Origin of the sequence: Bradyrhizobium sp. Arg237L (genome assembly GCF_029990105.1) — a bacterium.
Lineage (GTDB): Bacteria > Pseudomonadota > Alphaproteobacteria > Rhizobiales > Xanthobacteraceae > Bradyrhizobium.
The window spans coordinates 1-17,803 of the sequence record NZ_JAQMIL010000058.1 but is presented as its reverse complement, the minus strand read 5'-3'; the positions used below and the strand labels follow the sequence as shown (position 1 = coordinate 17,803).

20 protein-coding genes are annotated in these 17,803 nt (G+C 62.4%); 15 read left to right on the top strand and 5 right to left on the bottom strand.

What is annotated here, in order from left to right:
- The first annotated feature begins 79 nt into the window (after window positions 1–79).
- From OZ411_RS29725 to OZ411_RS29710, 4 genes are read left to right on the top strand one after another with little or no spacing between them, the layout of a single operon-like run.
- Window positions 80–934, top strand: coding sequence for a xanthine dehydrogenase family protein subunit M (locus OZ411_RS29725; protein WP_282530812.1), 855 nt, complete (start codon window positions 80–82; stop codon window positions 932–934).
- Complete coding sequence (locus OZ411_RS29720) at window positions 931–3,246, top strand: xanthine dehydrogenase family protein molybdopterin-binding subunit (RefSeq protein ID WP_282530811.1); 2,316 nt, start codon at window positions 931–933, stop codon at window positions 3,244–3,246. Before OZ411_RS29725 ends, OZ411_RS29720 begins: the two co-directional genes overlap by 4 nt.
- On the top strand, window positions 3,239–3,727 hold the full coding sequence (locus tag OZ411_RS29715) for a (2Fe-2S)-binding protein (protein WP_282530810.1): 489 nt from the start codon (window positions 3,239–3,241) through the stop codon (window positions 3,725–3,727). The genes OZ411_RS29720 and OZ411_RS29715 overlap by 8 nt, the downstream gene beginning before the upstream one ends.
- Window positions 3,724–6,003 carry a xanthine dehydrogenase family protein molybdopterin-binding subunit gene (locus OZ411_RS29710; RefSeq protein ID WP_282530809.1) on the top strand — a complete coding sequence of 760 codons (2,280 nt, stop codon included), beginning with the start codon at window positions 3,724–3,726 and terminating at the stop codon, window positions 6,001–6,003. Before OZ411_RS29715 ends, OZ411_RS29710 begins: the two co-directional genes overlap by 4 nt.
- A gap of 7 nt (window positions 6,004–6,010) precedes the next feature.
- On the opposite strand, the gene OZ411_RS29705 is transcribed toward OZ411_RS29710, so the two are convergent.
- A complete protein-coding gene (locus tag OZ411_RS29705; RefSeq protein WP_282530808.1) occupies window positions 6,011–6,631 on the bottom strand; it encodes a helix-turn-helix domain-containing protein in 621 nt (206 codons plus the stop codon).
- Window positions 6,632–6,743: 112 nt separating this feature from the next.
- Here OZ411_RS29705 and OZ411_RS29700 point away from each other — a divergent pair, with 112 nt between their 5' ends.
- From OZ411_RS29700 to OZ411_RS29690, 3 genes are read left to right on the top strand one after another with little or no spacing between them, the layout of a single operon-like run.
- A complete protein-coding gene (locus tag OZ411_RS29700; RefSeq protein ID WP_282530807.1) occupies window positions 6,744–7,136 on the top strand; it encodes an ectoine synthase in 393 nt (130 codons plus the stop codon).
- Window positions 7,137–7,139: 3 nt separating this feature from the next.
- The gene (locus OZ411_RS29695; protein WP_282530806.1) at window positions 7,140–7,544 is read left to right on the top strand and encodes a cupin domain-containing protein; all 405 of its coding nucleotides are present in this window, start codon (window positions 7,140–7,142) and stop codon (window positions 7,542–7,544) included.
- Between the two features lie 60 nt (window positions 7,545–7,604).
- Entirely contained in the window at window positions 7,605–7,847 is a 243-nt protein-coding gene (locus OZ411_RS29690) for a hypothetical protein (protein ID WP_282530805.1), read from the top strand.
- A 163-nt stretch (window positions 7,848–8,010) separates the two neighbouring features.
- Here OZ411_RS29690 and OZ411_RS29685 read toward each other — a convergent pair whose 3' ends face one another.
- A complete protein-coding gene (locus tag OZ411_RS29685) occupies window positions 8,011–8,370 on the bottom strand; it encodes a BA14K family protein (protein ID WP_130576905.1) in 360 nt (119 codons plus the stop codon).
- 157 nt (window positions 8,371–8,527) lie between these two features.
- The gene (locus OZ411_RS29680; RefSeq protein WP_282530847.1) at window positions 8,528–8,890 is read right to left on the bottom strand and encodes a hypothetical protein; all 363 of its coding nucleotides are present in this window, start codon (window positions 8,888–8,890) and stop codon (window positions 8,528–8,530) included.
- Window positions 8,891–9,421: 531 nt separating this feature from the next.
- Between OZ411_RS29680 and OZ411_RS29675 the strand changes: the two genes are divergently transcribed.
- Window positions 9,422–10,420: a helix-turn-helix domain-containing protein gene (locus OZ411_RS29675; RefSeq protein WP_282530804.1), complete on the top strand. Its 999-nt coding sequence runs from the start codon at window positions 9,422–9,424 to the stop codon at window positions 10,418–10,420.
- A gap of 83 nt (window positions 10,421–10,503) precedes the next feature.
- On the opposite strand, the gene OZ411_RS29670 is transcribed toward OZ411_RS29675, so the two are convergent.
- Window positions 10,504–10,899 carry a YciI family protein gene (locus OZ411_RS29670; protein WP_282530803.1) on the bottom strand — a complete coding sequence of 132 codons (396 nt, stop codon included), beginning with the start codon at window positions 10,897–10,899 and terminating at the stop codon, window positions 10,504–10,506.
- Window positions 10,900–11,098: 199 nt separating this feature from the next.
- Between OZ411_RS29670 and OZ411_RS29665 the strand changes: the two genes are divergently transcribed.
- Window positions 11,099–11,848 carry a hypothetical protein gene (locus tag OZ411_RS29665; protein ID WP_282530802.1) on the top strand — a complete coding sequence of 250 codons (750 nt, stop codon included), beginning with the start codon at window positions 11,099–11,101 and terminating at the stop codon, window positions 11,846–11,848.
- Window positions 11,849–12,471: 623 nt separating this feature from the next.
- On the opposite strand, the gene OZ411_RS29660 is transcribed toward OZ411_RS29665, so the two are convergent.
- Entirely contained in the window at window positions 12,472–12,696 is a 225-nt protein-coding gene (locus tag OZ411_RS29660) for a hypothetical protein (protein ID WP_130576908.1), read from the bottom strand.
- A gap of 226 nt (window positions 12,697–12,922) precedes the next feature.
- Here OZ411_RS29660 and OZ411_RS29655 point away from each other — a divergent pair, with 226 nt between their 5' ends.
- The 6 genes from OZ411_RS29655 to OZ411_RS29630 form a co-directional block, all read left to right on the top strand.
- Entirely contained in the window at window positions 12,923–13,684 is a 762-nt protein-coding gene (locus OZ411_RS29655; RefSeq protein WP_282530801.1) for a hypothetical protein, read from the top strand.
- A 35-nt stretch (window positions 13,685–13,719) separates the two neighbouring features.
- Window positions 13,720–14,073 (top strand): hypothetical protein, encoded by a 354-nt coding sequence (locus tag OZ411_RS29650; protein WP_282530800.1) that lies wholly within the window; start codon window positions 13,720–13,722, stop codon window positions 14,071–14,073.
- Window positions 14,074–14,177: 104 nt separating this feature from the next.
- On the top strand, window positions 14,178–14,525 hold the full coding sequence (locus OZ411_RS29645; protein WP_282530799.1) for a hypothetical protein: 348 nt from the start codon (window positions 14,178–14,180) through the stop codon (window positions 14,523–14,525).
- Window positions 14,522–15,814 (top strand): c-type cytochrome, encoded by a 1,293-nt coding sequence (locus OZ411_RS29640; RefSeq protein ID WP_282530798.1) that lies wholly within the window; start codon window positions 14,522–14,524, stop codon window positions 15,812–15,814. Before OZ411_RS29645 ends, OZ411_RS29640 begins: the two co-directional genes overlap by 4 nt.
- Window positions 15,815–16,259: 445 nt before the next feature.
- Window positions 16,260–17,162, top strand: a complete 903-nt coding sequence (locus OZ411_RS29635; protein ID WP_282530797.1) for an alpha/beta hydrolase — start codon at window positions 16,260–16,262, stop codon at window positions 17,160–17,162.
- Window positions 17,163–17,611: 449 nt separating this feature from the next.
- Window positions 17,612–17,803: hypothetical protein (locus OZ411_RS29630; RefSeq protein WP_282530796.1), on the top strand; the 192-nt coding region annotated here is incomplete at its 3' end.

Here is a 17,803-nt window from a genome sequence, read left to right as displayed (position 1 = left end):
CAGACTCACCGTCCCGAACAGTAGACACCGCAATGAGGTCATGTTAATCAGACTAAATAAAATTGAGCAAGGTTGAAATGTGAAGGCTGCAGCGTTCGACTATCTCAGGCCATCCGGTCTCGGCGAAGCGCTCGCGCTGCTCGCGACACACAAGGACGATTGCAAGATCCTGGCGGGCGGCCAGAGCCTGGTTCCGGCGATGAATTTCCGCCTGGCGCGGCCCGCTATCCTCATCGATATCAACGACCTCGACGAACTGGATTACCTGCGCGCGGACGCCGATCAGTTGAAGATCGGTGCGCTGACGCGGCACGCCGCGTTCCATCGGCCGGTGGTCGAGGGGCCGCTCGGCACGCTCTTGGCGAAGGTCGTGCGCCACATTGCGCATTATCCGATCCGCCAGCGCGGCACCTTCGCGGGAAGCCTGTCGCACGCCGATCCCGCCTCGGAATGGTGCCTGGTCGCGACCACCCTTCGCGCCGAGATGGTTGCGAAGAGCGCGCGCGGCGAACGGGTGATCGCTGTGGCCGACTTCTTCCATGGCACGTTCACGACTGCGCTCGAACCGGACGAGATCCTGGCCGAAATCCGCCTCCCTGCGATGACGCCGGATTGGCGCGTGGGCTTCTACGAGTTTTCGCGGCGCGCCGGCGACTTTGCCTTGGGGATGGCGGTGGCGGCGGCAAGGGTTGACGGCGGCACGATCCGCGAGGCCCGTCTGGGTGTCGGCGGTGTCGCCGATCGCGCGATCCGCCTTGGGCTGCTGGAAGATCAGCTTGTTGGGAAGCCTGCGTCGCTTGCGATCATCGATGCCATCGCCCGCGAGGCGCGTGGCATGATCGAACCGAACGGAGACATCCATGCCTCGCCCGAGTATCGGCGCGATCTGATCGCCGCTTCCGTCAAGCGCGCATTGACCGAGGCGCTGGCATGAACTGGATCGGCCGACGGCTGCCACGATTGGAAGATCCGGCGCTGCTGAAAGGCGGCGGCAGCTATGTGGCCGATCGCGCGGCCAAGGCGGCCGCCGTCAGTTTCGTGCGCAGCCCGGTCGCGCGCGGAACGATCGTCGATATCGAGATCCCATCTGATGCAACGGTCTTCACCGGACGAGACCTCGTCGACGTGAAGCCGATCCGGCCGATCCTGCATCGGCCGGACTATGTCGCGATCGGCCAGCCCGTACTGCCGGTCGATCGCGTCAGCTTCTGCGGGCAGGCGCTCGCGGTCGTCGTCGCCGACGATCCTGCGCTGGCGGAAGATATCGCCGAGCAGGTGTTCGTCGATATCGACGTTGCGGACGCCATCATCGATTTCGAAACCGCGCTGGCGCCAGATGCAACGCCGGTGCATCCCGAAGCTGCATCTAACGTGCTGGTCGAAGGGCGCATGAAGACGCAGGGGCTCGACAACGCCTTTGCGGATGCCGCCGAGATCGTCGCGCTGGACGTGCGCTCGCACCGGCAATCGGCGGCGCCAATGGAGAACCGCGGCGGGCTCGCCGAATACGACGCGGGATCGGGGCGCGTCACGCTCACAGCCTCGGTGCAGATGCCGCATATGCTCAGGACCGGCATCGCCGACACGCTGGATATGCCAGAGTCGGACTTGCGCGTGATCGCGCCCGATGTCGGCGGCGGCTTCGGGCAGAAGATGTCGCTATTTCCCGAATATGTCGTGCTGGTGTGGCTGGCTCGCAAACTGAAGCGGAGCGTCGCCTGGATCGAGGATCGCCGCGAAAATCTGCTCGCCTCCGCCCATAGCCGCGACCAGGCCTTCAGCCTGCGCGGAGCCTTCGCCAGGGACGGCAGGCTGCTCGGGCTGGAAGCGGACTTACGTTCCAACATCGGCGCGTTCTCCTGCTATCCCGTGACCTGCGGCGTCGAGCCGCTGATGGCCTTTGCCGAACTGCCCGGCCCCTATGATTTCGCCGAATACGGCGTCCGCTCGCGCGGCGTGACCACCAACACTTGCATGATGGCGCCGTATCGCGGCGTGTCGCGACCGACGCTGACCTTCTCCATGGAACGGATGATGGATGTCGCGGCGAAGCGGCTCGGGATCGACGCCGCCGAAATCCGCCGCCGCAATTTGATCAAGGCATTTCCGCATCGCTCGCCGACCGGCCTTGTCTATGACGAGGGAAGCTATGTCCAGGCGATGGAGGTCGCAATCGATGCCGCGGACCTGCCGGCGTTCCGGGCGCGGCAGTCGGCGTTGCGCACGCTCGGGCGCTATCTCGGCGTCGGCATTTCCGTGTTCAGCGAGCGGACCGGCTACGGCACGCCGGCCTATGCCGCGCGCGGCATGGACATCGTGCCGGGCTACGAGATCGTCGATTGCTCGATGGACCCTTCGGGCGACGTCGTGCTGCGCATCGGCTCGTCACCGCATGGCCAAGGCCTGAAGACCAGCCTTGCGCAATTGGTGTCGGACGAGCTCGGCATTGAGCCGCACCGCATTCGGATCATCTCCGGCGATACCGATGCGACGCCCTATGGCTGGGGCACCTTTGCCAGCCGTTCGATGGTGATCGCCGGCGGTGCCTCGAAGCTCGCGGCGGGAAAGATCGCGGTGAAGCTCAAGACCATAGCCGCGACCTTGATGGAAACATCATCAGACAATATCGAATTGAAGGACGGCTGGGCGCGGGTGAGCCATTCCAACCAGGCCATGGAGATCGGCGCGCTGGCGCGGGCCGCCTATCACCAGAGCCATCGCTTCGAGGGGCTATTGCCCGGACTGCATGAGAACGCGGTCTACGATCCCGGCGGCACGTTCTCGAATGCCTGCCATATCGCTTTTGTCGAGGTCGACATCGAGACCGGCGGCGTTCGCGTCGATCGCTTTCTTGTCGTCGAGGACGCCGGCGTCCTGATCAATCCGATGATCGTCGACGGCCAGATCACCGGAGGCGTCGCGCAAGGCATTGCCAACGCGCTGTTCGAGGAGATCGTCTACGACGACACCGGCAATCTGCTGACCGCGTCCTTTGCCGACTATCTGCCGCCGACCGCGGCGGAGATCCCGGAGATCGAGATCATGCACATGGAAACTGTCTCGCCCGAAAGCGTGACCAAGGCGAAAGGCGTCGGCGAGGGCGGGGCGATCGGGGCGCCGGCGGCGGTCGTCAACGCGATCTGCGATGCGCTGTCTCCCTTCGGCATCGAACTGTTCGAACTGCCTGCAACCCCGCAGCGCATCCGCGAGGCGCTGCGCCGGGCCGGAGGTGCGAGCTATGCCTGACAAGCGCGACGTTACCCTTGCCGTGAACGGCAAGACTTACGCAGTATCGATCGAGCCGCGCCGGAGCCTTGCCGACGTCCTGCGCGACGATTGCGGGCTGACGGGCACGCATCTCGGCTGCGAGCATGGCGTCTGCGGCGCCTGCACCGTGCTAGTGAACGAAAAGCCGGTTCGCTCCTGCCTGATGTTCGGCGTGCAGGCCGAGGGCAAGACGGTGCGCACCGTCGAGGGACTGGCCGACGGCGAGACGCTGCATCCGCTACAGCAGGCGTTCTGGGAAAATCACGGCTTGCAATGCGGCTTCTGCACCCCGGGCTTCCTGATGCTCGCCGCCGGCGCGCTGCAGGAAAATCCTGATATGTCCGACGACGACATCAAGGACGTGCTGTCGTCGAACCTCTGCCGCTGCACCGGCTATCAGAACATCGTCAAAGCGGTGCGGCTGGCCGCGCGCGAGATGCGGGCGAGAGCGCAGGCATGAGCTTTGTCGGCCGCTCGCTCAAGCGGATCGAGGACCGTCCGCTGCTGATGGGCCAGGGCGCGTTCGCCGCCGACTGCAACTGGCCGGGCCAGCTCCACATGCGCGTGGTGCGTTCGCCGGTCGCTTTCGGCCGCATCCTTGGCATCGAAACCGAGGAGGCAGCCGCGCTCGAGGGCGTCGTCGCGATCTGGACCATTGCCGATCTCGACGATCTGCCGCCGATCGATTTCCGCCAGATGGGCCTCGAGCGGCTCGCGCCATACCGGCAATTCGTGCTAGCGCGCGATTATGTGCGTTATGTCGGTGAGCCTGTGGCTGTGGTTATCGCCGTCGATCCCTATGTGGCCGAGGATGCGGCCGATCTGGTGTTTTGCGATATCGAAGAACTGGAGCCGCAGCTCGATGCGACCGCCGAGCCGGTGGCGTTTATGCCCGATGTTCACCCCGGATTGATGTCCGAGCCGGCGGTGATCCGCCGCGGCTATGGTGATCTCGACGCGGCCTTTGCCTGCGCGCACAGGGTTATCGAACTGGCGGTGAAGATCGGGCGCCACACCGGCGTGCCGATGGAGACGCGCGGCGGGTTGTGCGTCTACGACGGAGACAAGGATACATTCACACTCTACGGCGCCGCCAAGGTGCCGCACTATAACCGCGACGCCATCAGCAGGATGCTGGGCCTCGCGCCGGGACGGCTCGAGCTCAGCGAAGGCCATGTCGGCGGCGGCTTCGGCATTCGCGGCGAGCTTTATCCCGAGGACGTGCTGGTCTGCGCCGCGGCGCTGCGGCTGCAGCGGCCGGTGAAATGGATCGAGGATCGCAGGGAGCATCTGCTCGCCGCCAACCATTCGCGCGACCAGGTCTATCGGCTCAAGGCCGCCGTCGACTCGAGCGGATTCATCCTTGGCCTGAAGGCGGATTTCTTCACCGACCAGGGCGCCTATGTCCGCACCCACGGCACCACCGTCACCGATCTCTCGGCGGGCCTGCTGCCGGGCCCTTATGTCATTCCCGCCTATGGTGTCGCGGGCCATATCCGGCTCACCAACAAGACGCCGGCCGGCACCTACCGCGCGCCCGGCCGCTACGAATCCACTTTCGCGCGCGAGCGGCTGATCGACGCGATCGCCGCGGAGCTCGGCCTGTCACCGGTCGAGGTGCGCCGCGTAAACCTGATCGGCGAAGCGGCAATGCCCTTCGATCGCGGCTTCGAGACGCTCGGAACCAGGGTCGTCTACGACTCCGGCAAGTACGCCGATCTGCTCGAACGCGTGCTGGCGCATCTTGATTACGACCGGCTGCAGCAACGGCTCGCTGAGCGTCGGAGTGGCGGCGAGCTGGTCGGCTTGGGCCTTGGCTATTTCGTCGAGAAGAGCGGCCTCGGTCCGCAGGACCTGGTGCGGATGCGGGTCGAGCCGCAAGGCGATATCGAGATCGTCACCGGCGTTGCCTCGGTCGGGCAGGGCGTTGAGACCGCGCTGGCGCAAATCTGCGCGGAGACGCTGCAGGTGCCGATCGAGCGCATCCGCGTGATCCATGGCCAGACCGACCGGATCGAAATCGGCTTTGGCGCCTTCGCCTCGCGCGTCACCGTCATGGCGGGCTCCGCCGTGAAGATCGCTGCCGAAGCACTGCGTGCCAGCGCGCTGGAAGTGGCGGCAAAGCTGTTGCAGACCACACCGGAGGTGCTCCGCCTGTCGAACGGCATGATCGAGACCGTCAATGGCAGCGCCTCGCTGCCGCTTGGCGATATCGCCGCGCATCTCGAGCAGACGGGCGGGTTGACGGGCGAGGGGCGTTTCGCTTCCTCGCACATGACCTATCCCTATGGCATCCACGCCGCGCAGGTCCGCGTCGATCCCGCAACCTGTGCCGTCACCATCGAGCGCTATGTGGTCGCCTACGATGTCGGGCGCGCCGTCAATCCGATGCTGATCGAAGGCCAGATCGTGGGTGGCGTGGCGCAGGGCGTCGGCGGCGCGTTCCTGGAAGAGTTCGTCTATGACGAGAACGGCCAACCGCTGGCGGCGAGCTTTGCCGATTATTTGATGCCGACCTGTCACGAGGTGCCGGACGTCGAAGTGCTCCTGCGCGAGGATGCGCCGTCGCCGCTCAATCCGCTCGGCGTCAAGGGCGCGGGCGAGGGCGGGATCAATGCGGCTGGCGCGGCGCTCGCGGGTGCCATCGACGCCGCCATCCAAAAGCCCGGCGCCGTCGCGCAGCTTCCGATCACGCCCGGCCGCCTGCACGCCATCTTGCGCGGGGGCCGATCATAAGGGGGCCTCAGTCGCGATCGAGGTTGAACCAGAGCGTGCGGACCTTGGTCTTGCCGTGGTTCCAGAGCTTGTGCTTGCGGCGCGAGCTATAGGCGATGAGATCGCCCTGCCGCAGCACGTGCTTGATGCCGTCGACCTCGACGGTCAGTTCTCCCTGCAGCACGAAGCCATATTCGAACCCGTCATGGGTGATCGGATGCTCGGCGCTGCCGGTATGCGGGGCATATTCGTTCACGGCGACCGAGACCCCGCGGCTGCGGTCTTCCCGCATCAGCCGCCGCACGACATGCTGCGCGGTCTCGACGACGCGCGCCTCGGACGCGCGCACCACGATCTTCTCCTCGGCAAGGCTGCCGCTGACGAGCAGATCCGACATCGTGACGCCGAGCGCGCTCGCGATCACGATCAGCGATCCGATCGAGGGCGAGGCGCGTCCGCGCTCGACCAGGCTGAGCATCGAAGTGCTGAGGCCGGAGACGTCGGCAAGCTCCTGCAGCGTCAGTCCGCGCGCCTGCCGCAATTCGCGGATGCGCACGCCGATGGCGGCGAGCGTGTTCGCGGTGGTCTCGGCGATTTCCTCCGACAGATGGGCAAGATCGGCGTTCGCCTCGGTCTCGGATTGGCTCATGTGCTGACGCTCCCGGCGCCGTTCGTCCTGGTCTTCGCAAAGAAGACGTTGCGTGTCCTGTGATTTTGAATATACTAAAAATACTTTAGTTTGGATCAAAAAATAGGCGGCGATGGTCAATCTCTCGTTTTCCCAGGTTCGAGTCATCGACAGCGCCGCCGGATGTCCAGAAATACCGATCGTAGAGGGCGAGGGCAACGCGAAGGTTGTGCTGTCGCCGCACAATGGCGCGGCGTTCCGCAGTTTTCAGCTCGTGTCGCTGCAGCAGAATGCGCGCACCATCGACCTCAGCCATGCGTCCGACTGCGTGTACTACGTGATCGCGGGCGAGGGCGCGATCGTCGATACGGCCGGTGGCTCGCGCCACGAGGTCGCCGAAGGGCACATGGTCCATATCGATGCCGGCGATCGCTACCGCATCGAGGCGGGTGCAGCCGGCATCAAGGTGATCGGCGGGCCGTGCCCGGCCGATGCCAGTCTCTACTCAATGATCGCAGCGAGCTAGACCATGGCCATTCGCCTGTTTCATCGCGACCATCCGACGCTGCGCTTGCCGCTGATCTCCAAGGACGCACGTTTCGTGATCTGGCCCGGCGTCGGCGCCTGGCAGGCAAATCTCAACTATGTCTGCCTCGAACCTGGCGAGGCCAACGTTCCACATATCCACACCCAGTCGGAGGACACGATCTTCATCCTCGAAGGCGAGGGGACGATTCACGACTACACCAACAACATCTCGCTGCCCTTCCACGCCGGCTGCGTCGTCCACGTGCCCGTGGGCGTCAAGCATGCGGTCGCGGCCGATCGTGGCAGCCATATCGTCAGTGTCGGCGGTCCCTGTCCGGCTGACGTTCCGCTGCTGAAAAAAGTCGGTGCGCTGCCGGCGGATGCGACGCCGCCGCTATCGGCGTAATCGGGCCGGCGCATGAAGCTGGGCTCCGCGGCATGGATGAACTGGTCGAGGTGATGGGCGATGTCGCCAGCGCCAGCCTTGCACGACACTAGCCGTCCCGTGTTCCAGCGCGAATACTACATTGTGACCCTCAGCGACGACTGCCGCTCCGTGTGGCGGTGGGAAATCAAGCGCAGAGGCGCGCCGATGGGCGTCAGAGTGACCGGAGATGGATATTCATCCCAGCGCGCGGCGGAAGAGGCCGGAAAGCACGCCCTCGCGGAATTCCTCCTTGCGGTCGCTTCCGAGCAGAAGCGCGGATGAGATGATCGCGTCGACGTGTGCTCGGAACGGATCGATCAGCCAGACCTCTGCGCCTGCTCGGCGAACCGCCGGTCTTTTATCGCAGGCCCTGGCAAATCAAGAGGGCTGCGGTGTCACACCGCAGCCCTGAAAGCAGATACGGTCGCGACTATATCTGAAAGACTTACTGGCAGGGATACCGCCGGCCCTTTGCCACGTACGTATTCGACGCTGGATCGTAGGAGCGGTAGCGCTGCGCGCAAGATGCCGCGTGCTGCTGGGCGGCGGCGGCTTCCTGCTGGGCGGCGGCAGTGGCTGCACCGGCCGCGATGGCGCCGCCGATGAGGCCGCCGACCAGTCCGCCAACACCGACGCCGTTGTCATAGCACTGTCCGTAACGGCACCAGACCTTCTCGGTCAATGCCGGGACCGCGGCAGCAAGACCCGTGCTGGTCTGCAACGGAGCCGAAATCGCGGAGGCTGAAAGCACCACGGCACCGGTGGTGGCCATCAAAACGACTTTCAAAATGTGATCGGTTCGCATCGAATCTCCTGCTTCATTCCTGTGGGCGCAGGTCGGCGCCTGCCTCCCGATTCCTGAACATGGATTACGGGCTCGCCTGGCCTCGGCCCGGGCGAGACCGTATACGCACGGCCGGTTGCAATTCGCGCGTCAGCATAAGTTCACAGATGGGCGGAGTTTATTGGCCGGCTGCGTCCACGACGCGGCAGATGTTATTGCTGACACCTGGAGCCAATTGTCCTGGCGGCAAGGTGAAGACCGCATCGACGCGGCTACCTCTGCCTTCCTTGCGGACGACGACTTGCAACGTTTGTGGTCGGCCGGATCCGGTTGTCTCTTGCTGAGTGGTCAGCGTGCCAAGCTTCTTGTCCACGTTCACACCGACAAAGCCCTCTGCCAGAACGGCCCGGGAAACCTTGTCAAGGGCGACACTGGGATTGACGGACGGGAAAATCATCCAGGTCTTGTGGGTCATGCCCGTCACCATCGGAACGCCGCTGCTCTGGAAGTGCTCTGCGCAGCTATCGGCCAGCGCAGTCATAGACGACAGAACCATGAGCGTGAACACGCAAGTTATTCTTGTAAGCATGCTTTCATAACCTGTTGGAGTAAGTCGGGAGGATTGCGACCAAACGCGCCGTAAGTCCATCGATGCCTTCGCATTCTGGATGGAGGCATTCGGATTTTGGCTAGTGCACGGAGTGATCCTGCAAGCGATCGGCGATCTGGCCGACGTAGGAAACGCCGACGCTCGCCTGCGACGTCACGCGCAGGTCGAGCCCGCCTTCCATGAGCGCCGCGAGAATGGATCAGCGCTTTTTCGGAATAGAGGCCCGCGAATTAAATCAAATCTTAGCTTTCGCGGCTCGGTTGCGCGATCTGGATGTTTCGTTCGACAATTGGATATTGAGAGAAAGAATTGATAGAAGGAGAGCTCGACCTGAATTGACCAAAGCTGTTCTAGCGTGGTGACGCGGGTCTGTGCCTCTGGCGGACGCCCTGAACGATGGATACTCGGTCTGATGGGTGAGATCGGTTCGCGTCCAGCAAAAGTCCAATGGTCAGGATTTGCATGATCGAAGATACACTCGCTGCACCTCCCACGCGATCAGGATCTTCGTTTCAGGAGTTGCTTGAAATACTCCAACCTCACGGGATCAATGCCCGCTCCTCGCCGAGGCCTAACAAATCATTTCGTTGGCATGCGGATGTTGCAGTTGGAGCAGGAATTGACGTCGTAAGGGCGGAACTTTCTGCTGGTTGGGATTGGCGCTATTCATACGAGAATTCATCGGGAGAGCTTGCAATAAGCTTGCTGAATGCCGGCAAGGCCGAAATGCTCATTGCAGGAAGGAACGTGCAACGAACACCCTCTGAAATGGCCATCGTGTCACTTCCAACGTTGCAAGAGCAGAGGGTCGAAGCGGTGGACGGAAGATACTCAAGTGTAACGCTAACATTGCATACGAGTATGGTTACAAAGGTGCTGTCTGCGACGTTCGGGAGCACAGCACTGGAAGATCTCAATTTGACACCAACAGTCGATTTGTCTACGGGCGCCGGGCAGACCCTTTTTCAGCTTGTTCGTGCCAGCACGACCGGCTTGTATGACGGGATCCTGGCACGCTCTCCGAAAGCCAGCGCTCTGCTATCGGAAGCTGCGATACAGCTCATCCTTGAAAATGTCCCCCATCGGCTGATCGACCGGTTGAACCGCTACCCGCTGGATGCGCCTCCTCGTTACATTCGGCGGGCCATCGAGTATATGCGGGCCAATCTTCATCTGCCGCTTACGATAGCCGATATTGCTGGGACGGTTGGTGTTAGCAGCCGATTACTACAATCGGGATTTCGTAGAATCCATGGCACGACGCCTGTCGCCTATTTGCGAAGAATTCGACTTGAAGCGATCCACGATGAGCTATCGCGACCAGAGAACCTGCTTCCGGTAAGCGAAGTTGCACTGAAGTGGGGTTTTACTCACATGGGCCGTTTTGCGGCGTTGTACCGCTCCGCATTTGGCCTGTATCCGTCCGATACAGTCCGGCGAGCGCGAGGGGTCTGCGACTAAGAGAGTTTATGTTGCGCTCAACAGTCCGATTGGCGGGCGCGTTATGAGGCGGGCGGACGAGCTTCGGTGCTTGTCCGACTGATCTATTCGCTGTCGCTTGCGGCCTCCGTCAGTGGAAAGGCTGTGCCCGGAAGATAGAGCGTGATCGGCCGGATCTCGTACACCGCCGTTGGATTGAACCGACGCAGGTCGCGGGCGGCTTCGATCGCAGCGTCCTCGCTGGCGCAGTCGACGACGTAAAAGCCCAGCAGTTGCTCCTTGGTCTCGGCAAAGGGGCCGTCGATCACGACGCCGGCGCCCGGACCGCGCAGGGTGCGGGCTTTCCCGGTCTCGCCGAGCCGCGCCGCCGGCCCGAGGCGGCCCTCCTTGGTCAAGCGGTCATGGACCTTGTGCAGGTCGACCATCAGCGCGGCATCTTCCTCCGGCGTCCAGGACATGACCTCCGTTTCGACGTGATAGGCGAGGATGGCATAGAGCATCGGTACCTCTCGTTGCTGGGTGGCGAGGCGAAGGACGTCTCAGGTCGGCCGAATCCGACAAATCGCCGTGGCCGGGTTACCCGTTCTGAGCCGCCGCGTCCTTCATTTTTGTGCACGATGGCCGCTCGCGCCTTGTTTTGGCCGCAAGGCGGGAATTCAACAGGCAAGCTAAAGTGTAAGCGTGTTCTGAGGTGTCCTTATGGTGGCACTTGCGGAGACTGCTCCTTCTGATCTGGTCGACGAGCTCACCGCGCATGCGGTTGCCAGCATCGAGACTGCTGATCATTTCTCTTTGCCCTTCCCACATATTGTCTTCCGCGATTTCTTCCCCGCAGATTTTTACCGGGATCTGGTACGGAGCGTTCCCACCGAAGGATATGATCCGATCACCGGCACAGGCACCCGTCTGGCGCTGCGCCTCTATGGCGAGAACGTTGAGAAGATCGATCCGTCACTGCGACCCGCATGGGCTGCGGTGTCGACCATGCTGACCTCGACCGAGGTCGAGCGCGCGGTCCGGAGCAGACTGCATGACGGGCTCGAGATTCGTGCTCGTGGCGACAAGGTGCCTCGCCCCGACGATCTGAAGCTGGTCGCGAAGCCGGTGGTCTACTGGGACAGTGACGGCTACCAGATCAAGCCGCATCCGGACACACGCAAGAAGGTTGTGACGATGCAGCTCTATTGTCCCGCCGACGGCAGCCAGGAAGCGCTCGGCACGACGCTCTATCGGGCTTCCCTCAGAGGCCTGTTTCACGTCGGCTCCTATTGCCTCGAGCCTGTGAAAACCATCCCCTTCCTGCCCAACCTCGGCTACGCGTTCGTGGTCCTGAAAGCTTATCACTCCCTGACAAAGATGAGCTGGCACGGCCGCCCGCCCATCAAGACCGATCGGCCTCGGATATCCATCCTCAACACCTTCTATATGAGTGAGGATGTCGGCTTCTGATCGTTTTGCCGGAGGCTCACCAGCCAAGCCTTTCGTGCAGATTTGACTGCACGCGAACGTGCATGCAACACGTTGTTTCGTCGTGCTTTTTGGTGCTGAGCGATGGAGCGGGTGAAGGGAATCGAACCCTCGTATTCAGCTTGGAAGGCTTTGGGCGGCTGAACACTTTCAATGCCCGTTCGGACAAATCGCCTCAAAATCCTTCATTGCATGCAAACGGCTTTTTCGCCTTGTCCGAACAGACGACGGGTGCGGCATGCCGGTAACCGAGGTCTGGACATACTGCCGCCGTTGCCGCGCCAAGCTTGCGGAGCCGACCGAGAATCCGCGCTCGTCGTTCTGCTGTCGAGGCTGCTATCGGATGTTTTTCGCGGCCAAGTGTCTGGTCTGCGAAGGCACCATGAAGCGCAACGCGGGAAACCAGGTTGTCTGCTCCCACCCTGTATGCAGGACCGAGTTCCAGTCACTCAAGCGTCACGGCGTTCTGGGAAGCTTTGCAGGGCCAAAAACTGCGCAAGTGGGCAAGGGGTAGCGCTCAACCCCGTTCTGCTTCCGGAATCACTGAAAATACAGAGGGGCGCGAACGCGTCGAAAGCGACCGACCCTGCCGTATCGCGGCGGGTTCAGCGCTGCCCCCCGTCCAGTTCCGACTGGTCACCGTCGGAGCCGCCTTCGGAAACTGCCCCTTCGAACAAGACCGCAAGCTCAATAGGCGCCACTGGCTCGACGCCGAGCGTAACGAGATCGAGGCGGGCGGCTACTTCGAGGATACCGAGTGGCGCGCGGCGGCCAGCTCTGACGCAGTCGGATGTTTCATCGCCAGCCGTGAGAGCGCGAATGGATGACATCCCCGCTCATTCCCGAGATCCTGCTCATCGAGAGGAGTTGGGGTGGCGCCTTTTTCCCGAATTCACCGCCGCTCATACTCGAGCAGCACTACGAGCAACGCCTCCCGCGGCAAACGGAAGGCGTTGGAACTTGGGCGTCGAAATCTTTGGAAGGACTCGATCATGCCATTTGTGTGCAAACAAAGCAAGCGCGCTGTGAGCTGCCCCCTCAATCTGAGGGCCAGCGATGGCGTATTATTGGGACAGCCAGACCGAGCGTGACCGGCCGCCAGGATTCCACTGGCGTTTGAGCGGATTATCCGAGGCGCTTGGGTTAGACCCGGCCGATCGCGCGCTCGAGTCGCTGCTCACCGAGGCATGCTTGGCTGCTGAGGACGGCTGCGCGGTCTCGTATTCTCGATCCAAAGACTTCTATGCCGGCATCGGCCGATATCACGGCACGGGTTGGAGCTATCGCCGCGTTTTGCGCAGCGCAGCCGAAGCGACAAGGCTTGGGCTAATTCGAGACTACCGCGTTCCTCCCGGAAATCGCGGCTGGCAATCTTGGCTAGAGGCCACGGAGGAGCTGATGGGCGTTTGGCGAAGTCGACCGCAAGCGCTGCACTATAGCCCCGGTGACCCAATAGTGCTGCGCGACGCCAACGGCGACAGCACCGGCTACCAAGACACCGCCATGACCGCGCGTCTGCGGGGAGAACTGCGCGAGGTCAATGACATGCTCTCGTCGATCAAAATCGAGCTCGACGGCGTGGCCATGGCGAGGCCGATACATGGTCTTCACCAGTGCCAACGGGGCCCAAAGCTTCATCCGGCCGGTGCCAGGCAATCCAGTGCGGCGGATCTTCGCCCGCAACTCGTTCAAGCTCGGCGGAAGGGCCTACGGCTGGCACCAAAACATTCCGAAGGAGTGGCGCAAGCGCATCACAATCAACGGGATGACGACGGCCGAACTCGACTTTCGCGCGATGCACTTATCCATGCTCTATAACGAGGCCAACACGCCGATGCCGGCGGGCGATCCATATGCAATCCCAGGATGGCAACGCGTCGACGCAGGGCGCAATCGGTGCGCTCAGCCAGGCCGCGGGCTTCTCAGCGCCGAACGACAGGACCAAGGCCGCCGAGGTCATTCTTGCTGTCCGCGCCAAGCACAACCTTGCCGGCGCCTTCGGCTCCGACGCAGGCATTCGCCTAATGCGCCGAGACTCCGACATCATGATGCGCGCGCTGAAGGTTCTCAACGCCGACGGGACACCAGCGCTGCCGGTTCATGACAGCTTGGTAGTGCCGCAGCGCCACGCGGGGACCGCAGCAGCGGCAATGAGCCGAGCGTGGGCAGAACTATCAACAGGGCCAAACACAGCCCGGATAGGATAACCCCCCGGAGGAGAAAGGGGGGAAGGAACCCACTCCATTATGTAGGTACAAAGTCGAAGAGCCTTAATCCGATCAATGATTTCACGCGCAATGGAAGGATCGCCGTGAAAATCTACTTCACCGAGATCGACAACGTCATGATGAAGGACCCGGACGACTTCATCCTGCTAATGTTCTTGCGCCGGCATCACTGGGGCCGCCCGTTCTACATCGCCAAGGAGATGCACGCCGCATCCAGCCCGAGGCTGCTCGAGGAAAAGGAGCTGCGCCGGTCAAAAAGGGAATGCAGAAGCCTCACCGAGTTCGTGAGGCAAGCGCCAATCTCTCTCAAAGAAGACCATCGTAGCCCTGGAAAAATAGCTACTGAGAACGCGGAAGGGCCTTCGTCTCGCTTGAGAAAACGGGCAGAATGGGCACGGGGTCCATCGAGATCGCGTGGGAAGACTGAATGAGTGTGACCTTGCGTCTGATTGCCGCGGTTCTCACCACTTCGGTGCTTCTGATTCCGAGAATTGCATACGCCGAATTGATGGGACACGGCGGACCTGTACGAGCGATTGCTGTTTCAGGCGATGGTGCGACGGTCCTGTCGGGAAGCTTTGACACTGCCGCGATCCGCTGGTCGCTCACGACCGAAGCCGCGGAGCAAGTGCTTCGGTTTCATTCGGACGCGGTGAACGCCGTTGCGTTTCTCAAGGACAGGAGAGTGGCAACGGCGGGCGCGGATGGACGCATCGCGATCTGGACGGCAGACCGGCAGGACCCTGACAGAGTCTTTGAAGGCCATACGGGGCCAATCGTTGCCATTGCCGTCTCGCCGGATGTGTCGACAATCGCATCCGCCTCCTGGGACGGTACGGTGCGGCTTTGGTCACTGTCGGATGGCACGTCGCGCGTGCTCGAGGGGCATTCGCAGAACGTCAACGGCGTTGCCTTCACACCTAACGGACGGTCGGTCGTGAGCGTGGGCTACGACATGACGGCACGGATCTGGCGCCTGGCGGATGGTACGTCCGAGATTGCCACGTCGCCAGCACCATTGAACGCAGTTGCGATCGCGCCAGATGGCGAAATCGTCACAGGCGCGGCGGACGGTAGGCTCCGCATGATGACCTCCGACGGGAAGGAGAGCGGCGACGTCGCGGCCAGCGGCACGCCGATCGTGGCCTTGGCGATCTCGGGTGACGGCACCTTGATTGCCGCGGCCGGCGTTCGTGGCACCGTGTCGATCGTCGATCGCAAGGCGCGCAGCACGCTGCGCAAGCTCGTCGGTCCTAATCTGGCGGTCTGGTCGGTCGCGTTCCTGTCCGATGGCGCGACGCTCCTGACCGGTGGCGCTGACGGCAAGATCAGGCGCTGGAATGCACTGACCGGCGATGCCGTCGGCTCGAACGTGTTTGGTACATCGACCGATCCGCTCGCCGCCTATGCCGGCGATCACGGCGCCGAAATCTTCAGGGCTTGCGTCGCCTGCCACACGCTGTCGGAAACCGAAGTCCAGCGTGCCGGTCCAACGCTTGCCGGGATTTACGGCCGAAAGATCGCCTCGCTGCCGGGCTATCGCTTTTCCGAGGCGCTCAAGACGATGGACATCGTCTGGACGCCGGAGACCGTCTCAAAACTGTTCGAGATCGGACCGAATGCCTATACGCCCGGCACGAAGATGCCGGAGCAGCATATTGGCTCAGCCGAGGATCGCCGCGCGCTCACAGACTTTCTGGCGCGTGCGACGTCGAAGTAGCAAGTCCTGGCCTGTGTCGAGCAAGTTCACGGCCGAGGGAGGCGCCTGCAGCAGCTTGTGCCCAAACTGTGCCGCCGCGTCGAAGCCAGCGGGTAGCCCCGGGACAGGCGGCTCGCCTTCTACCACGCCTTCATTGGGGATACCCGAGAAGATCTCAGCCATAAAGTGCCAAGTATCGGTTTTTGAGGGCGAAGCAGAACTCGTCTGCTTAAGCAATGCATTGCCGTTCTTGACCCAACCCGGACATGGCCGGGCAACTTTGCTGTGACGCACAAGACATTCCCATTCGGTGATGTGTTAGAGTGCCTCCTCGCCTAAGGGAAGACCTGTGAGGCGGCGCAATTTCATTGCGGTCGTTGGCAACGCCGCCATCGAATGGCGGCTCGCGGCGCCTCGACATGGACGCCACGGTCGCATCGTAACCGTAGTGGGAGGAAATGTGGCCATGCGCAAGGACATCGAATTCAAGACCGAGGACGGCATCAAGTTGCGAGGCTGGCACTATCTGCCAGAGAACCGAACCGGCAAGGTGCCTACCATTGTTATGGCTCACGGCTTCTCCGCCGTGAAGGAAATGTATCTTGATCGCTTTGCGGACGCCTTTGCAGCGGCCGGGCTTGGCGTTTTGGTGTTCGACAACCGCAATTTCGGCGCCAGCGACGGCGAGCCCCGACAGGAAATCGACCCCTGGCTACAGGTTAGCGACTATCGAGACGCCATCACGTTTGCCGAAGCACTGCCTGAGACGGACCCCGCGCGCATCGGTATTTGGGGCTCAAGTTACAGCGGTGGTCATGTGATGGTGGTCGGGGCAATCGATCGACGGGTAAAATGTGTAGTGGCGCAAGTCCCGCTCGCCAGCGGTCACGACAATGCACGTCGCCTAATTCGAGCCGACTACCTTGCCGGGGTGCAACAGATGTTTGTCGACGATCGTCGTGCTCGCATGGCCGGGAAGCCGCCGGCTATGATTCCAGTGGTGGCCGAAGATCCGGCGGCGCCATCCGCCCTCCCTACACCGGACAGTTGGAAATGGTTCACCGAGACTGCTCGCAGCCGTGCGCCCTCCTGGAAGAATGAGGTTACCCTCCGCTCTATCGAGATGTTCACCGAATACGAGCCCGGAAGTTATGCCGCCTTTATTAGCCCTACGCCACTGATGATGGTGGTTGCGCTTGGTGATGTCCTTACGGTCGCGGACCTGGCCCTGGGGGCCTATGAGCGGGCGCTTGAGCCTAAGCGTCTCGTGACGCTGACCGGCGGCCATTTTGACGCCTACGTGAAGGATTTCGAAGCCTCCGCCGGACCAGCGACCGAATGGTTTACACAGCACCTGCTTGCTAAGTAGCCGACCAATAATCGTCCGGCTCGCGGCGATGCCTCAGAATCGCGTGCCTCCATGTTGGGCCAGAACGGTGAGAGTCCCGATTCTGGCCCATCAGCGAAGTGGCGGCGCATGTCGTCGAGGTCCGCTCAGCGGGGTGGAGCCGACTAGATTTGCTCACCTTGAGTTCTTCGCATTTTGACCCAACTGAGACGTTGGCGCCCTGGTTTACTGTTATGCAAGGCGCGGCAAGCGCTGTGGCAGACTGCAACGCTGGGGCGAGAGGAGCACACGCGACGGCAGACGTTCATTGCGGGCATAGCGGTCACGGCAGCCCTGAGCTTAGCTCGACCGGCTTGCGCTGAGACCGACGCTAGCGGCCATAAAGCGGATTGCGATTGTCCATCCCAGCGAACCGCCCGAGCAACTCCGAGGTCTTGCCACGTCGCGGACTCGAGGAGCTTGGAAGCGACGTGCGCGCGGGCACCGGTCTCGATGCGCTAACGCGCGAAGATGCCTTGCTTGGCGATGGTTTCGACATGGCGTCTGTCCTGTCCCTCGGCGGGAGGTGCATCAAGACCGCAACTTCCAATCTAGGCGATCTTGGCGACGCGGCCGAGACAGGCCGCACCTGCGCCACAGGTGCGCCCTATTGTCTTCCCTTT

Bases quoted from the DNA above. Each gene is read 5' to 3' on its own strand.
- OZ411_RS29720 (WP_282530811.1), top strand. From the start codon at position 931: ATGAACTGGATCGGCCGACGGCTGCCACGATTGGAAGATCCGGCGCTG.
- OZ411_RS29715 (WP_282530810.1), top strand. From the start codon at position 3,239: ATGCCTGACAAGCGCGACGTTACCCTTGCCGTGAACGGCAAGACTTAC.
- OZ411_RS29710 (WP_282530809.1), top strand. From the start codon at position 3,724: ATGAGCTTTGTCGGCCGCTCGCTCAAGCGGATCGAGGACCGTCCGCTG.
- OZ411_RS29705 (WP_282530808.1), bottom strand. From the start codon at position 6,631: ATGAGCCAATCCGAGACCGAGGCGAACGCCGATCTTGCCCATCTGTCG.
- OZ411_RS29700 (WP_282530807.1), top strand. From the start codon at position 6,744: ATGGTCAATCTCTCGTTTTCCCAGGTTCGAGTCATCGACAGCGCCGCC.
- OZ411_RS29695 (WP_282530806.1), top strand. From the start codon at position 7,140: ATGGCCATTCGCCTGTTTCATCGCGACCATCCGACGCTGCGCTTGCCG.
- OZ411_RS29690 (WP_282530805.1), top strand. From the start codon at position 7,605: ATGTCGCCAGCGCCAGCCTTGCACGACACTAGCCGTCCCGTGTTCCAG.
- OZ411_RS29685 (WP_130576905.1), bottom strand. From the start codon at position 8,370: ATGCGAACCGATCACATTTTGAAAGTCGTTTTGATGGCCACCACCGGT.
- OZ411_RS29680 (WP_282530847.1), bottom strand. From the start codon at position 8,890: ATGACTGCGCTGGCCGATAGCTGCGCAGAGCACTTCCAGAGCAGCGGC.
- OZ411_RS29675 (WP_282530804.1), top strand. From the start codon at position 9,422: ATGATCGAAGATACACTCGCTGCACCTCCCACGCGATCAGGATCTTCG.
- OZ411_RS29670 (WP_282530803.1), bottom strand. From the start codon at position 10,899: ATGCTCTATGCCATCCTCGCCTATCACGTCGAAACGGAGGTCATGTCC.
- OZ411_RS29665 (WP_282530802.1), top strand. From the start codon at position 11,099: ATGGTGGCACTTGCGGAGACTGCTCCTTCTGATCTGGTCGACGAGCTC.
- OZ411_RS29660 (WP_130576908.1), bottom strand. From the start codon at position 12,696: ATGTCATCCATTCGCGCTCTCACGGCTGGCGATGAAACATCCGACTGC.
- OZ411_RS29655 (WP_282530801.1), top strand. From the start codon at position 12,923: ATGGCGTATTATTGGGACAGCCAGACCGAGCGTGACCGGCCGCCAGGA.
- OZ411_RS29650 (WP_282530800.1), top strand. From the start codon at position 13,720: ATGCAATCCCAGGATGGCAACGCGTCGACGCAGGGCGCAATCGGTGCG.
- OZ411_RS29640 (WP_282530798.1), top strand. From the start codon at position 14,522: ATGAGTGTGACCTTGCGTCTGATTGCCGCGGTTCTCACCACTTCGGTG.
- OZ411_RS29635 (WP_282530797.1), top strand. From the start codon at position 16,260: ATGCGCAAGGACATCGAATTCAAGACCGAGGACGGCATCAAGTTGCGA.